We start from the raw sequence: 16360 nt of genomic DNA, 5'->3' as shown, positions 1-16360 counted from the left end.
ATAAAATATTGCAGTTGCAATCTATCGAAACTGCTTTTCAATTCGGCAACTATTAGTTGCATCTGGTTGCATTTGCGCATCTGCCGCAGAATTTAGCTGAATTTAGCTGAATTCGATCCGAAATACCGCATCCGGCACACCGTTCATCCAAAACCGGCGGTTAGTTTCAACGCCCGGTTACGAGCCTGCGCACACAATAAATTCACCGCCGAAAACCGCGGCGCGAATCAGAAAGAAATTCGGAAACAGACACATCTCACGCAGGTAAAAATGCGATTTTACGGGTACTCGTGGAACAATTAGCACATGAGTAAAAAAGAATCTGCTTTTCTGAATCACACAAATGTGCCGGACCGCGCAGCCCTTGAAGGTCTTGAAGACCGGTGGGGCAAGGCATGGCATGAAAATGGTACTTACACTTTTGACCGCGCCACCGAGCGTGATGCGGTCTATTCAATCGACACTCCGCCGCCGACTGTCTCTGGTTCACTGCACGTAGGTCACGTATTTTCTTACACTCACACTGATGTGATGGCACGGTATAAGCGCATGCAGGGAATGAACGTTTTCTACCCAATGGGCTGGGACGATAACGGTCTGCCTACTGAACGCCGCGTGCAAAACTATTTTGGTGTCCGCTGCGACCCCGCACTTCCGTATGACCCGAATTTTATTCCGCCGCATGACGGCGGCGACGGCAAGTCGATTAAATACGCAGATCAGCAGCCAATATCGCGGCGCAATTTTATTGAGCTATGTTGGAAGCTCACTGCTGAGGACGAAAAACAGTTCGAATACCTCTGGCGGTATCTTGGGCTGTCCGTCGATTGGGAACAAAACTACCAAACGATCGGTGCGAAAGCGCAAAAAATTGCACAAGCAGCATTTTTGAAAAACCTTGAACGCGGCGAAGCCTATCAAGCGCAAACCCCCGGCCTGTGGGACGTAACTTTCCAAACTGCCGTCGCCCAAGCCGAGCTTGAAGCCCGCGATTATCCGGGTGCCTACCATGCACTTGCATTCCATACTGCCGATGGAGACGATGTCGTAATCGAAACAACTCGTCCTGAACTGCTTCCAGCTTGTGTAGCGTTGATTGCACACCCAGATGACGAACGTTTCCAGCATTTGTTCGGCACGACGGTGAAATCGCCAATATTCGGCGTAGAGCTGCCGGTGCTCGCCCACCAAGCAGCAGAGATGGACAAAGGCGCCGGTATCGCAATGTGCTGTACTTTCGGCGATCTGACCGACGTACAGTGGTGGCGCGAACTTGGTCTGCCGATGCGCTCAGTCCTCGGAAAAGACGGACGGCTCCTGCGTGAGACTCCCGAATGGATCACCTCCGCCGACGGCATCGCAATGTATACAGAGATGGCTGGAAAAACCGCATTCTCCGCACGCAAAGCACTGGTGGAGAAATTGAAAGAAACTGGCGAAATGATTGGCGAAGAACAGCCGACTCAACGCAAAACTAACTTTTTCGAAAAGGGAGATAAACCGCTCGAAATCGTCACCTCCCGGCAGTGGTACATCCGCAACGGCGGTAACGAATACACGGAAGCAAACGGCAACGATTTGCGGGAGAACCTCCTTGCACGCGGCAAAGAGCTCGCATTTCATCCGGATTTCATGCGGGTACGCTACAGCAACTGGGTTGAAGGGCTGAATACCGACTGGCTAATTTCCCGTCAGCGTTTCTTCGGCGTACCGCTTCCGCTGTGGTACCGGATTTCTGAAAACGGCGAGCCGGATTACAACGATATTCTCACCCCGTCGTTTAATCAGCTCCCAATCGATCCGTCATCTGATTGTCCGCCGGGATTCGATGAATCTCAGCGCGGAGTTCCCGGCGGATTCGTCGGCGAACTGGACATTATGGACACTTGGGCGACTTCTTCCCTCACACCGCAAATCGCCGGCGGCTGGCTTACCGATGAAGATCTTTTCAACAAGGTCTACCCGATGGATGTACGGCCGCAAGGTCAGGATATTATCCGTACTTGGCTCTTTTCCACAATGGTGCGCGCACATCTCGAGTTTGGCGAAATTCCTTGGAAGAACGCTGCAATTTCGGGATGGATTCTAGATCCGGATCACAAGAAAATGAGTAAATCGAAAGGCAATGTTGTCACGCCGCTGCATCTGCTCAAAACACATGGATCTGATGCAGTACGCTACTGGGCAGCTTCCGCGCGTCTTGGTACCGATGCCAAATTCGACGAAACACAGATGAAAATCGGCCGCCGTCTCGCAATGAAAATACTCAACGCTTCAAAGTTCGCACTCGGAGCGAACGGCGAAAATACGCCGGTAACTCTTAATCCTGCAGCCGTCACTGCAGAAATTGACCGTTCAATGCTTGCAGAACTGGCAAAAGTAATCGCCCAAGCAACTGCAGCGTTCGAAAAGTACGATCACACCCGCGCATTGGAAGTTACCGAAACCTGTTTCTGGACTTTCTGCGACGACTACCTCGAACTGGTGAAAGACCGCGCAAACGATCGTGAAGGCGTGCTCGCAGCAGCCGGCAAGAATGCCGAAATTGCTTCCGCACGCGCTGCGCTGAACATTTGCATCGATGTATTCGTGCGTCTCTTTGCTCCATTCCTCCCTATGCGACGGAAGAAGTCTGGAGCTGGTACCGTACCGGCAGTATCCACCATTCCGAATGGCCGAAGCCGGAAGAGTTCGCCGCAGCATTCGCAGCCGATTCTGATTCAAGCGTATTAGCGGCTTCCGGTGAAGCACTTCGCGCATTACGCAAAGTGAAAACTGAAGCAAAAGTTTCGCAGCGCACTCCATATGCGCATGTTACGCTTGCTGCACCCGCAGATATGGTCGAAGCAATTGAAGCTGCACGCACAGATTTGATTGCCGCAGCGAAAATTACCGGCGAATTTGCGATTAATCCCGCGGCGCAGGTATCTCAATCCGCAGCGGATTCTGAAGTCCATGTTACGACACACCTGTTATTAAATGTATAAAACAAGTGAATTTTAGTTTAGGTTTAGGTACGGCTGCGTTTTCGGATTAAGATTCGAAAATAGCCGTACCTTTACTTATAAAATCAGAAAAATCAGATTCCGCAAGTGTAAAAAGTATAAAATGAAAAAGTCAGCGGCTGCCGCTGCCTCATCCTGCAGAACTGCTTTGCAGGTGAAAAAGACCCAACTATAGAAGAAGAAGTAGATGAGCGATTTAATTGAAGAACCAGGAGTTTCTTTCGTCCCTGGGCGAATCGAAATCACAGCATCGATGTCAGTACCAGCGCTCTTCCGGCGGATGGCAGATGATACGCCGCTGAAAGTTGCAGTAGCACGGAAATCTGAATCCACCGGGCAGTGGGTCAATGTGACATTCAAAGAATTTGCCCATGAAATTCGTCGTGTAGCTTGCGGTCTGATTGCTTCTGGAATTAAACCAGGCGACAACGTTGCAATCATGGCGCACACTTCCTACGAGTGGGCGCTCTTTGACCTCGCGATACAGTTCGCCGGAGCACATGCAATCCCAATTTACGAAACTTCTTCTGCAGAACAGGCAGAATGGATTATTTCTGATGCCGGTGTAGTGGCAGCCGTCGTTGAAGATCCAATGATGCGTGCAATACTTGAACCGATTTCGAAAAAGATTCCTGTATTCAACCAGATTTGGACAATTTCTGATGACGCACAAGGGAAGCTTTCCGCACTTGGGGATACTGTAGATGAGAAAATACTCGATGAACTAATCGATAACACCAAAGCAGACGATTTATGGACGATTATTTACACTTCCGGTACAACCGGTAACCCCAAAGGCGTGGAACTGACTCACCGTAATGTGCTGCATGTGGTAATGAACGGTGCAACCAACGAGAATCTAATGAAAATTCTCACCGGGAAAAACACACGGACGCTGCTTTTCCTTCCAATGGCGCATGTATTCGCCCGATTCATTTTCCTGGTTGTCAGCTATGGCGGAAATATCGTCGGCTTCTCGCCGAATATCCGCAATCTCGTATCCGATATGCAAACTTTTAAACCAACTCTCGTGCTTGCAGTGCCGCGCGTATTTGAGAAAATCTATAATGCTGCAGATGCAAAAGCAGGACGCGGGATGAAACTGGCGATGTTCCGCCGTTTTGCAAAAACTGCAATCCGGTACTCTGAAGCATTAGACACACCTGAAGGTCCTTCGGCAAAGTTGAAAGCAGAGCATAAAATCGGTGACGCTTTAATCTATGCAAAGCTGCGCGAAATCACTGGCGGAAATCTGAAAGGTGCAATTTCCGGCGGTGCACCGCTTGGGCAGCGGCTCGGTCACTTCTTCCGCGGTGTTGGAATACCGGTTTATGAAGGGTATGGTCTGACCGAAACATCTGCACCGACGACCGTGAACCAGCCGGATGTGATGCGGATTGGATCCGTCGGTCCGGCATATCCGGGATGTTATGTAAAAGCAGCCGAAGACGGCGAAATTCTGGTAAAGGGAGATCACGTATTCAAGCGCTACCACAATAATCCGGAAGAAACTGCAAAAGTTTTTACTGCCGACGGCTGGTTCCGCACCGGAGACATCGGACGGGTAGACGAAGACGATTTCGTATTTATCACCGGCCGAAAAAAGAATTGATTGTGACTGCCGGCGGGAAAAATGTGGCTCCAGCTCCGCTTGAAGACGCTTTGCGCGGACACCCAATCATTTCGCAGGTGGTTGTAGTCGGCGATCAGAAACGTTTTATTTCTGCACTGATTACGTTAGACGCTGATTCTCTTCCGCAGTGGCTTGCAAACCACCAGCTTGAACCGATGACCGCGAACCAGGCTGTGAGCGATCCGCAGGTAATCGCTGCTATTGACCGTGCAGTAAAACGAACAAACGAGTCTGTTTCCCGTGCTGAATCGATTCGGAAATTCAAGATTCTTCCCGGTGATTTTACCGTCGAAAATGGGTATCTTACACCGTCGTTGAAAGTAAGACGCAATCTAGTGCTGAAAGATTTCGCAAATGAAATTGCGGACATCTATCTTGAAAATAACTGATTACAGTATTTAGCCCTGTGAGAGCGGCGGATTCGTGCTGCGGCGCACTGAGTCCGCCGCTCTGTTATATCCTGATAACAATTTGCATAAAACCTATTTTGTTTCTGCAGTTTTATTAGAATTATGCAGCTTTGGTTTTGTCAGAATTATGCAGCGTTATATCTGCGGCATACAGTACATTCAGTTTTCTTGCTGTACTTTCGCCGCAATATCTGCGTGATGGCGAATCACCTCTGCCACAATGAACTTTAAGAATTTTTCCGCAAATACTGGATCCAACCCAGATTCTTCAGCTAAAGTACGCAATCTGGCAATTTGTTCTTCTTCGCGGCACAAATCTGAAGGCGGGAGCTTTACCCGTGCTTTCAGCTCCCCTACCAGCTTAGTGCAGCGAAAACGCTCAGCGAGGATATGCACAAGTGCAGCATCAAGATTGTCAATCGTCTGCCGGTATGCAATCAGCTCACTGGGAATAACCAGCTCGCTGGGGAGATTTTCCTGTGCAGACGTTTGCTGCGGAACTCTGCCTGATTCTTTTGCTTCATTTTTACTCATGATGTCTTCTTTTCAACTATCCGACGGGAAGCGCCAATAACTAACGTCGGTTCGCCTGCACCGGTCACGAATTCTTCAGTGATAATTACTTTCTCAATATCTTTGCGCGAAGGTATTTCGAACATTAGTTCACGCAAAAGATTCTCAAGAATTGAGCGTAAACCGCGTGCTCCTGTACCGCGGGAGATTGCCTCGCCGGCAATCTTTCGAAGTGCTCCGGCAGTAATTTCCAGTGCAACTCCGTCGAGTTCAAACATTCGCTGATACTGCTTCACTAATGCATTGCGCGGTTTAGTTAGAATTTCCACAAGATTATCTTCGGTTAAGCCCTGCACTGAAGTGATAATTGGCAAACGACCCACAAGTTCTGGAATTAACCCAAACTTGTGCAAATCTTCCGGAGTGACTTCGGAAAATATATTCTCTACTTTTCCTGGTTCGTGCAGTTCCGCGCCAAAACCAATACCGCCTTTCCCCACACGGTTTGCCACAATATCTTCCATCCCGGCAAAAGCACCTGCCACGATAAAAAGAATATTAGCGGTATCAATCTCAAGATATTCTTGCTGCGGATGCTTTCGCCCGCCGGTAGGAGGTACAGAAGCGACGGTTCCTTCAATAATCTTCAGCAGTGCCTGCTGCACTCCTTCACCGGAAACGTCGCGTGTAATTGACGGATTTTCAGATTTGCGGGAAATTTTATCGATTTCATCAATGTAAATAATGCCTCTTTGGGCGCTTGGAATATCATTATCAGCAGCTTGAATCAGTTTCAGTAAAATATTTTCGACATCTTCACCAACATATCCTGCTTCCGTAAGTGCTGTCGCGTCAACGATTGCGAAAGGCACATTCAGCATTTTGCTAATGACTGCGCGAGATAGGTTTTTCCGGTACCGGTTGGTCCCATCAGTAAAATGTTAGATTTTCCAATTTCAACCAGTTCTTTGTCCGCGTTTTTATTTAGTTTGTTTTTTGTCGGTTTCAGCTGTTCTTGTGCCCGCAAGCGTTTGTAATGATTGTATACGGCGACGGCAAGCGTACGTTTTGCAGTATGCTGCCCAATTACAAACTCATTCAGAAAATCATATATTTCGTACGGGGTCGGCAGTTTTTGCTCTTCACGTTTTCCCTGTGTTTCATGATTCAGCTCTTCTTCAATGATTTCGTTACACAATTCAACACATTCGTTGCAGATATAAACACCAGCGCCGGTGATTAGTTTCCGCACCTGACGTTGACTCTTTTGGCAAAAAGAGCATTTTAGAATATCTGCGGCATCTGCAGTCGGAGCCATATTTATCGCGCCTTTCCAAAATGATTGAAAGTTTTAACGCTGCGGCCATCCGCAAAACTATCTAGATTTGCGTGGTGTCCGCGGCAAGAGCTGTGTTTGAAAACGTTTTACTTTATTCCACCGTATCTTTTGCTTTAGTGCTACTTGGCACGCCCGCAAAGTAACAATTCACTTGGATGAACTTATTAATTTGCAGACGTGCCAAAGCGGAGTTTTCAGTTTTCACGATTTGAAAGTTTGCCGAACAGTTTTCCAACCGCGATATTCACAGCGAATCTTACCCTTGCGGCGATGTCTTTCGTGAGACAAGGACTTGATCCACTAAGCCGTATTCCTTTGCTTGTTGTGCAGTGAGAATTTTATCACGCGCAATATCTTTTTCGACCTGCTCAGCCGAGGTGTTCGAGTGTTTTGCAATGGTGTCGATCAGCCATTGATTCATTCGATCGATTTCATCGGCAATAATCGCAATATCGGAAGCCTGCCCTTGCACTCCTTCCATTGCCGGCTGATGAATCAGAATTCGCGCATTCGGCAGTGCGAGCCGGCGCCCCGGAGAACCGGCAGCAAGCAATACGGCGGCAGCGGAAGCAGCCTGCCCGAGGCAGACTGTCTGAATCTGCGGTTTAATATATTGCATCGTGTCGTAGATTGCCGTCAATGCGGTGAAAGATCCGCCTGGAGAGTTAATATACATTGTGATTGGCGACTCCGGATCAAGTGATTCGAGTACCAGCAGCTGCGCCATCACATCGTCTGCCGATGCATCGTCTACCTGCACTCCCAGGAAAACAATCCGGTCTTCAAAAAGTTTTGCATACGGGTTCTGCCGGCGATAACCATAGGGGTACGTTCTTCGTAGTCAGGGAGAATGTACCGGTTCGACGGCATTTTTGGAGCAGTGCCGCCTGGAAGCATTCCCGTGAGACTACTGAGATTCGCTGCCCCGCTAATTTGCGGGAGATGATTCAGATTCGAGTTTTCAAACATTTCTTTCTTCCCTCCCCTTACTGCGCGTCGTGCACGGTACGGTCTACTCCGCCGCCGCCGACTACTGATGATGAATTTGTAATGATATGGTCTGCGAAACCGTATTCAACTGCTTCTTGTGCAGTAAACCAGTGGTCACGGTCGGAATCTGCAAGAATTTGTTCCACTGATTTGCCGGTATGCGCAGCATTCAGTTCGGAGAGCTCTTGTTTCATTTGCAGAATCAGATCGGCATTGATGCGGATTTCTGAAGCACGCCCGCCTGCTCCGCCAAGCGGTTGATGCATCAATACTCTGGTGTGCGGCGTAATATAGCGTTTCCCTTTTGCACCTGCAGAGAGCAGGAACTGCCCCATTGAAGCTGCTAATCCCATACCGACGGTTGCCACATCCGGCTTGATATAACTCATCGTGTCATAAATTGCCATACCGGCAGTTACAGACCCGCCCGGAGAGTTGATGTAGAGGTAGATGTCTTTCTCCGGGTCTTCGGCGGCAAGCAGCAGCAGCTGGGCACAAATCATGTTCGCATTTTCATCACGCACTTCGCTTCCAAGCCAAATAATGCGTTCTTTTAACAGCCGGTTATAAATCGAATCGCCTAAGCCAAGCCCGTGAGGGCATCTGCTGCAAGCTGTGGTTCATGGCTCACGCCTATCTCCTCTTCTAAATCCTTAAGGGTTCCTAATAGGGTTCCTAACCTTAAAAGTTCTTAATTTTAAGGGTTCTTAAGTTTTCTTCTCAAAATACTTTAATTACCATAGCGGTTTTATCGAGATTTTTCGCCTCGGCTTTAGCTGCTTTCGCTGATGGCGCAGGGATTTATCAGTATCGGCAGCATATTAATGCGGGCTAAACTGCGGCGGATCTGCTGTGCAGCTTAGCTCCCATTAGCCGGCTCTTCATATTTTGTTTGTGCTGCGGGTATATCGGCTAACGTAACTGGCGGTAAAGTTCATCTAAATCGGCTCTGCACATTTTTCTTCGTATTAACGCGATGAAGCCGGTGTCTGTTCGGATGGAAAGCGGCGTTTTTGCATAGATCAAGCCTGACCGCTATGCAAAAACACCGCTTGGAACCAGCCACACCAGACCCAACTAACGCAACTGGCGGCAAAATGCCCGTAAGATTACGTAACTGATGACAAAATGCCCGTAAGATTACATAACTGGCGGCAAAATGCACGCGAGTCCACGCAACTGACGGCATAATCTGTATTTTTCAACGCAACTGACGGCAAAATGCGCAGTTCTGAGTAACGACGGAAGAGCCGTCGCTACTTTAAGCCTATGACCAGCATAAACACAAGCGCTTCCGCCGGAAATCACCGCAGCCGGATGCGGACGACTAAGTTGTTTTTGAAAAATAAACGACGGCTGACTTCGCGGAATTAGTTCCGAACAAGTCAGCCGTCGTTAATATTTTCTCAGCTTACGCCGATACCGAATTAGCCCTGATATTCAATGAGCTGATCTTTTGTGAGCTTCTTTGCCTCAGCTTCACTCAGCTCACCAGTTGCCACACGGTAAGCAATCCAGTCAGCTTTCAATGCCGACTTTGCGGGAGCAGTCACGGCTGATTTTTGCTCATCTGCAGTTTCTGTCTGTGCAGCAGCTTCTGCCGTTTCTGCTTTTTCCGCAGAACTATTTTCCGGCTTTTCAGCTTTCTTCACAATTTTGCGTTCAATCTTCTTATCGAATTCCGGAGTGGTTTCTCCTTCGGGAGCCGCACCAAGAACTGCGGTCACATCAACTTTATTGCCGTCGCTATCAACAATATTTGCGCGGCGCAGCGAAGCAACTACGCCCTTGTTGCGTGCGAGTTCTCCAGCAAAAGCACTAATCTGGTTCGATTGTGCGGCAGCTTGAATAAACTGATTTGGGTCCATGCCATACATTTGTGCCTGTGAAACGAGGAAGTTCAAAAGTTCTTCCTGCGCCACATCCACACTGTATCCTTCAGCATAGGCATCAAGCAAGAGCTGCAGCTTTAACTGTTCTGCAACTTCTTTCTGAACCTCGGCTGCATGTTCCTGATCTTCAGTCTTGCCTTCCTGTTCAAGGTGGCGTTTCACTTCTTCTGCCACTACAGATTCCGGCAGAGGGAAGTCTGCGCGTTTTACCAGCTCTTCAACCAGCTGTTGTTCTGCCCCCATCAGCTGCTCACTTGCTTTCGACTTTGCAGCTGTTTCACGCAAATCTGCTTTTAGTTCATCGATGGTGTCAAATTCGGATGCGAGCTGCGCGAATTCATCATCTGCTTCCGGAAGCACTGACTCTTTCACAGAATGAACTGTGATCTTCACATCTGCTTCTTCACCCTCATGCGCACCGCCGGCAAGTTTTGCAGAGAATTCAACTGTGTCGCCAGCTTTTACCCCAGTAAGTGCTTCATCTTGGCCTTCGAGCATATTGCCGTCGCCAATCTTGTATGAAACACCAGCCATATCGTCAACTTCTTCATCACCAATCTTGGCAACAAGATCGATATTAACATAGTCTCCCTGCTGCGACTCACGTTCAACATCCGTGAGGGTCGCAAAACGTTCGCGAAGATCAGTTAATGCTGCTGCAACATCTTCATCAGAAACTTCGGCAGACGGAACTTCGATAGTGATTCCTGCAGGATTCGGGAGGAAATCTCTGGAGCCACATCTACCTCAACGGTAAACTTCAAAGCAGTTGCGTCTTTGTTCCCTTTCATTTCCGGCACTTCATTAATTTCAACTTCCGGGCGGGACATCGGCTTCACACCAGCTTCTGCCACTGCCTGCTGGTAGTAAGAATCGAGATTGTCGTTAATTGCCTGCTCAATAATGTAGCCTTTGCCAATATTTGCTTCAAGCACACGGCGCGGAGCTTTCCCTTTGCGGAAGCCCGGGATATTAACTTGCTTCGCAAGCGATTTCGCAGCCTTTTCATAGGCTGGAGCAAACTCGGAAACAGGTACAGCAACATCAAGTTTTACACGTGTATCGCTGAGGTACTCAACTGAATTATTCACTGAGAAATCTCCCAATCATAAGTTTTTGCGGAGCGCCGAAGCGCTCACAGTTTCTTTCGGCTTTGTGTACGGACTTATTGCCTGAAAAGCACACCGCACACAGACGGATACTCCACAATCCTAAAACAAAAGTAGTGATTCTCTCACATTAACCAGCCATGAGAGTAGCCACACAGTTAGCAGCTGGTGTGAAAGTTCTTCTCGCAACCGCGCAGTTTCATCTCGCAACCGCGCAATCAAACAACCAATAGTTTACTGATTCCGCAAAGCAAACACTGCAAAATAAACACCGCAAAGTAAATATTGCTGCACAAACCCGCAAAATCTGCAACTCGTCACCGGAAAAATTCAAAAAATCTTAGTCTGTGAGACATAAAACTGCAGGTATGCACTAGGAGTTAAAATCAATGCTACTCTCGATATCGCTGCTTTTTGTAAAAAGCATTCCGCGTGACAGAAAAATCTACAGCGATAAATCGGGAGGATTATTTCCGTCCTCATTTTATCTTTTCTTGGAGGAGTTATGAATACCCCGATTAAGGTTTCTCACGTCGGCTCGCTGCCCCGCCCAAATACACTGCTCGCAGCAAACAGCCGTGTCGCAGCTGGAGAAATAGCGGTTGAAGAATTAGATTCAATCCTTGCACAGTCGGTTGAAGATGTGGTGCGCAAGCAGGTTGCTCTCGGTATCGACATCGTAAACGACGGCGAATACGGTCACGCCACTTCCGGCGCTGTAGATTACGGAGCTTGGTGGAATTACTCTTTCTACCGTTTGGGCGGATTAACAATGACCGACGTAGATCGCTGGGCAAACCCGGAACGTGTCCGTTCAACTCCAGGAAATATCCGGCTTACTTCTTTTCCCGACCGCCGCGACCGGGCCCGTTTCAACGAAGCGTATGAAGATCCGAGTTCCGGAATCTTTACTGGCCGGAATAAGGTTGCGAACCCGAAAATCACCGGCAAAATCACTTACACCGGAGCAGCACTGGCAGCTCGCGACGTACGTCTGCTCCGCGAAGCTATGGATAAAGCCGGAGCAGAACAGGGGTTCATTGCGGCGATTTCTCCCGGATCAGCAGCTCGGCTCCCAAATGAATACTATCAGGATGAGAAAACATTGCTTTCCGATATGGCAGACGCATTAGCGGTGGAATATCGGACAATTACTGACGCAGGACTAATTGTACAAATTGACGCTCCGGATTTAGCTGAGGCATGGGATCAGATTAATCCCGAGCCGAGCGTAGCAGATTTCCAAGCTTGGCTGCAGCTGCGGATTGACGCAATTAACCAGGCACTTACCGGAATTGATCCGGAATTAGTGCGGCTGCATATTTGCTGGGGATCATGGCACGGCCCGCATACTACAGATATTGCTTTCGAACATATTGTCGATCAATGTCTGCAAGTAAAAGCTGCCAGTTTTTCTTTCGAAGCTTCCTCTCCGCGCCACGCGCACGAATGGAAACTGTGGCAGGAGAAAGAACTCAATGGACGCACTCTTGTACCGGGGCTTGTTTCTCATTCCACAAATATTGTGGAGCATCCTGAGCTGGTGGCTGAACGCCTTGAGCGTTTCGCAAATATTGTCGGCGCTGAACAGCTGATTGCTTCAACCGATTGCGGTTTAGGCGGGCGGGTTCACCGGCAAATCGCATGGGCGAAACTCGAATCTTTATCCGACGGAACACGGATTGCCAACCAGCGTCTAAGCTAATGCCTGTGCGAAAACACTGGCGATATTACCGATGTTTTCTGCAGCTGCTTTTTGCACATCAATTTCCGCAATCAGCAGCAGCGAAAGCAGTTAAAGTGCTGATACCGCAAGAAAGCTCTTCAAATGACTGATTCTTCTTTCATCTGAAGAGCTTTCTGCATTTGTGCTTCAGCCGCTTTTTCTCCCGTAAACAGCCAGTGTTTCATATTTGGTGCAAGCAGCTGAAACACTCTATGTATTATTCTGTTTTTGCTTTTCCATTGCGCCGCGAAAGAAGCAGAACTGCGCTGCTGAAAATTCCCATCCCGAAAAGCGCAATCATAACTGCAACAAGTTCTGCAGCAGCAGCACCTGTTTTTGCTAATTGCGATTTTCCGAAACTATCCTGCGGTGAATTTTGCGCAGAATCTGCAGAATGTTCTGTTTTTGCTGCCGACTCTGCCGATGCTTCCGACGCTGCCGATTCTGCCTCGGCAGTTTCTTTCGCGGCAGCAGAATCTGCATGATCTGCCGGCACTGCTGGTTCTGCGGCTCCTGCAGGCTGCTCCGGATTCGCTGGTGCGGCCGGCACATCGGGCTTTGCGGGATCTTCCGCAGGTACTTTATCCTGCGAACTGACAGCAAAACTTCCAAGATTCAGCGTGAAGGAGCCAAGATTCCGGCTTGAGAGTGCCAATTTTCCGGAATAATTTCCTGTCGGGATATCTGTGAAATCACCGAATACCTGGAAAAGACTATTCATCTGCCGCCCAGTGGTGCGGCCGCCGTCGCTTTGATGATATTGCACCGCAAGTTCATAGCTGACCGGAATGTTGAAAATTTTGCCCTCAGCATCCGTCGCTGTTATTTCTCCGCGAAGGGAAGCTGTGCTCTCTCCCGGAGCAGAAGCATAAGCAAGAAGCGCTTTTCCTTGAGAGCTGCTGAATGAATTCACACCTGCATCGTTTCGATATTTTCCTTTCGCGACGGCAGCCTGAATTTCCCACGCAACCTGATCGCTCAAATAGAAGCTGAAGTCTTGCATATTTGAAGCTGCCCCAGCAGAAATCATTGCTTTCCGGAAACGGTTCCAATCCTTATTCTTTTGCTTTGTCCAGCCAACTTCCGCATGCGCAATCATTCGGTTACCAATTGCAGACTGCAAATCATGCAGTGTCCGCAAATGCTCAGACCAAGAAACACCTTCCACACCAAGAATGGCAGAATCAGGTACACCAAGCAGTGCTGCCGGATCCCATTGGTATGCTTCCCGCAAATTACATTCTTTATCGGCACCGCATGCCCAATTCGGTCCGGCAAGTGCAGTGTCTTCCGTCTGCGGATAATACATTTGCGCCGCTGCGGAAACGATTATTTTTCCGCCCTTTTCTGCAAATGCCCGAGTCTGTGCGGTTTCTCCGTTCCAATACTGCACTACGGTATCGCTGTCGATATTCGCCGCAGTCATCGTATTCAATGCGTCATTCCAAATAATCGGCCTCTTTCCAAGCGCTTTTACTTGTGAAAGTACCGTATGCAGGTACTTGGTGTAATGATCACGTGCAGTAGCCGCAGACTCATCGCCGCCAATGTGCAAATATGGGCTATTTGATTGCTCTGCCATCACTTTTAAAACCTGTGCAGTGAACTTGTATGTGTTTGGATTCATCGGATCCAAGCTAGTGTAAATATTGTTCTTGTAGCTTGGGATTGGTGCTGTTAATTCTGTACATTCACCATCAATTTGCTTATACCGAGCCACATCTTCAGCACGTGTACTCTGCAGTTCTTTACACGGATGCGGATATGAGAATTCCGAATTAAGCTCAGGAATTGAGTAAAGTGCAGCTTCCATATGGCCCGGGCCGTCCATTTCCGGAACGACGGTAATCCCGAAGCTATTTGCGGTTTTAACTATTTCTGCGTAGTCAGCAAGCGTATAAAAACCGCTGCGGCCAGCCTCTGGAGCAAACTTCGATTCTCCTGAACGGAACGCAGTTTTTCCGGCTTTTTCTGCGAGCAAAGAGTAGTTCATTGGATCATCTGCATGTTTTCCGTCATTTGGAATTTCCAGCCGCCATCCCGGGTCATCGGTCAAATGCAGATGGAGCAGATTCATCTTGTAAATTGACATCTGCGCAATAATGCTTTTCAGCTCCGCAACCGGAATAAAGGATCTTGCCGGATCTAAACCAATGCCGCGATACGAGAAGCGCGGACCGTCTTCAATAGCTGCAGCTGGAATCGGGCGCAAAGCATTTACCGCAGCCTGAGTATAGCGTGTCCATGGGCCAAAAAGCTGCAGCAAAGTCTGAGTTCCCCAAAGCGCACCTGCAGCATTCCGGGCAGTAATCGTCACTTTTTCTTTCGTAATCGAAATCGTGTATGCCTCGTCCATCTGGTCAGCTTCCACGCCGGCAACGCGCAAGTTCGGATCAGTCAGGTATTCGATTGTGGTCGCACCAGACTCTGTGCCGACAAAATAATCATTCCCCGTGGATTTGCTGAGAGTCTGCGCAAGAAAATTTGCGGGATCCAAAGCCGATCCGGAAGCTTTGATTTTTGTATCTGCGGAAATCACAAATTTTCCCGCATTTGGTTCAGAATCTTGCACGACTTTCACCGGATACGGGATTAAAGACGCGAATACTGTATCAGCTTCTGGATCCAAAGCTGATTCAATTTCTCCATAAACAGCAATTTCCCAAATAGATAGTGCCCATTTCTGGGATTTTCCTTCTGTTACGAGTTTAATATAGCGCAGCCCTGCCGAAGATTCTGCTTGCGTCAAAGTGAGCGTTTGCTTCCCGGATTTAACTCCGACAAACGTTTTTTCTGCCCCGCCCAATCGACTCCAGTTTTTCCCGTCGAGACTTCCGGCAATATAGTAAGGTTTCCCATAAGTATTCCCCCAGTAAATCTGAATTTCTTTTACAGTGGCTTTACCACCGAAATCAAGCTGAATCCAGTTCTTATCTTCGGGTTTATTTGTGGTGTCGGCAGACCACCGAGACGCATCTGCAGCATTATGATTTTTCGGTGCTGCAGCAACTTCTGCACTCTGCGGAATTATTCCGTCAACAGCACGATCTGGAGTTTTGGCGGTACCTGATTCAGTCCCGGAAGCAGTTACTGCAGCTTTCGGAGCAATATTATTTGCCGCAAGCTGCGTCCAGGAGTCTTGCCGGACACCATCGGGAGCAGAATCAGCAAAAGCCGAATCGGTAAAACCAGGGAAAACTCCGAGTCCGAAAGTTACCAGTACCGCAGCCAGACTCAGCGCAATCGCTTTGTACAACGGCAAAGCGGATAAACCGGAGGAAATGCAACCATTTTTTGCATACATCGATTTATACTGCATGCTTCGTATAACACCACCTTGTGTTGAAAAGAAAAATTACAAATAAACGCCATGAAATGGGCGAACACATCTGATTATATCTAAACTCGGATTGTGTGCATAAAAATCCGGATTCAGATTCTGCCGAGATTTTCGGTTAGTGCTGGAATTAGTGCGAATACAAAGCTTTTGCTGCTTTATTAATTTTGTTAAGTTAATGCAGCTTTTATGAAATTTACGGATTCGGAATTTAAATATGCGCTCCTGTTTGGCGTAATTTTACTGCCCGAAAATATTAATCCAAAATACATTGAATATTACAAATGTATGCTCCCGAAACAAGAAACCCGGAAAAGTTGCGTAAGTCAGATGATAAAAACCTGGTCTGCGCTGCAAAGCTGCCGGAAAGAACTCATTTTCATTATCTAACTGCCGGTAAAAGATA

The 16360-nt window shown here is 48.2% G+C and carries 8 protein-coding genes and 3 pseudogenes; 4 read left to right on the top strand and 7 right to left on the bottom strand.

Annotated features, from left to right (window positions below):
* Window positions 1-306: 306 nt before the first annotated feature.
* From valS to RQN30_RS11305, 3 genes and pseudogenes are all read left to right on the top strand, one after another.
* A pseudogene (valS, locus tag RQN30_RS11315) lies at window positions 307-2987 on the top strand (valine--tRNA ligase).
* Window positions 2988-3192: 205 nt separating this feature from the next.
* A complete protein-coding gene (locus RQN30_RS11310) occupies window positions 3193-4617 on the top strand; it encodes an AMP-dependent synthetase/ligase (RefSeq protein WP_353060565.1) in 1425 nt (474 codons plus the stop codon).
* A 2-nt stretch (window positions 4618-4619) separates the two neighbouring features.
* Window positions 4620-5027, top strand: a complete 408-nt coding sequence (locus RQN30_RS11305; protein ID WP_491608732.1) for a hypothetical protein — start codon at window positions 4620-4622, stop codon at window positions 5025-5027.
* Between the two features lie 180 nt (window positions 5028-5207).
* Here the strand turns inward: RQN30_RS11305 and RQN30_RS11300 are convergent, their stop codons facing one another.
* From RQN30_RS11300 to RQN30_RS11275, 6 genes and pseudogenes are all read right to left on the bottom strand, one after another.
* Window positions 5208-5582 carry a chorismate mutase gene (locus RQN30_RS11300; protein WP_353060563.1) on the bottom strand — a complete coding sequence of 125 codons (375 nt, stop codon included), beginning with the start codon at window positions 5580-5582 and terminating at the stop codon, window positions 5208-5210.
* Window positions 5579-6879 (bottom strand): annotated as a pseudogene (gene clpX, locus RQN30_RS11295) (ATP-dependent Clp protease ATP-binding subunit ClpX). The gene RQN30_RS11300 and the pseudogene clpX overlap by 4 nt, the downstream one beginning before the upstream one ends.
* A 277-nt stretch (window positions 6880-7156) precedes the next feature.
* Window positions 7157-7797, bottom strand: a pseudogene (locus tag RQN30_RS11290) (ATP-dependent Clp protease proteolytic subunit).
* 89 nt (window positions 7798-7886) lie between these two features.
* Window positions 7887-8462, bottom strand: coding sequence for an ATP-dependent Clp protease proteolytic subunit (locus RQN30_RS11285; protein ID WP_353061849.1), 576 nt, complete (start codon window positions 8460-8462; stop codon window positions 7887-7889).
* A gap of 855 nt (window positions 8463-9317) precedes the next feature.
* Window positions 9318-10481, bottom strand: coding sequence for a trigger factor (gene tig, locus RQN30_RS11280; protein ID WP_353061848.1), 1164 nt, complete (start codon window positions 10479-10481; stop codon window positions 9318-9320).
* Complete coding sequence (locus RQN30_RS11275) at window positions 10430-10873, bottom strand: trigger factor family protein (RefSeq protein ID WP_353060562.1); 444 nt, start codon at window positions 10871-10873, stop codon at window positions 10430-10432. The genes tig and RQN30_RS11275 overlap by 52 nt, the downstream gene beginning before the upstream one ends.
* Window positions 10874-11396: 523 nt before the next feature.
* Between RQN30_RS11275 and RQN30_RS11270 the strand changes: the two genes are divergently transcribed.
* The gene (locus tag RQN30_RS11270) at window positions 11397-12596 is read left to right on the top strand and encodes a cobalamin-independent methionine synthase II family protein (RefSeq protein ID WP_353060561.1); all 1200 of its coding nucleotides are present in this window, start codon (window positions 11397-11399) and stop codon (window positions 12594-12596) included.
* A 238-nt stretch (window positions 12597-12834) separates the two neighbouring features.
* On the opposite strand, the gene RQN30_RS11265 is transcribed toward RQN30_RS11270, so the two are convergent.
* On the bottom strand, window positions 12835-15879 hold the full coding sequence (locus RQN30_RS11265; RefSeq protein WP_353060560.1) for a family 20 glycosylhydrolase: 3045 nt from the start codon (window positions 15877-15879) through the stop codon (window positions 12835-12837).
* Window positions 15880-16360 lie beyond the last annotated feature (481 nt).

Source organism: Arcanobacterium hippocoleae (genome assembly GCF_040360365.1).
GTDB classification, from domain to species: domain Bacteria; phylum Actinomycetota; class Actinomycetes; order Actinomycetales; family Actinomycetaceae; genus Arcanobacterium_A; species Arcanobacterium_A hippocoleae_A.
This window is presented reverse-complemented; position numbering and strand designations above follow the sequence as displayed.

Coding starts and splice junctions, on each gene's coding strand:
- RQN30_RS11310 (WP_353060565.1), top strand. CDS start 3,193: ATGAGCGATTTAATTGAAGAACCAGGAGTTTCTTTCGTCCCTGGGCGA.
- RQN30_RS11300 (WP_353060563.1), bottom strand. CDS start 5,582: ATGAGTAAAAATGAAGCAAAAGAATCAGGCAGAGTTCCGCAGCAAACG.
- RQN30_RS11270 (WP_353060561.1), top strand. CDS start 11,397: ATGAATACCCCGATTAAGGTTTCTCACGTCGGCTCGCTGCCCCGCCCA.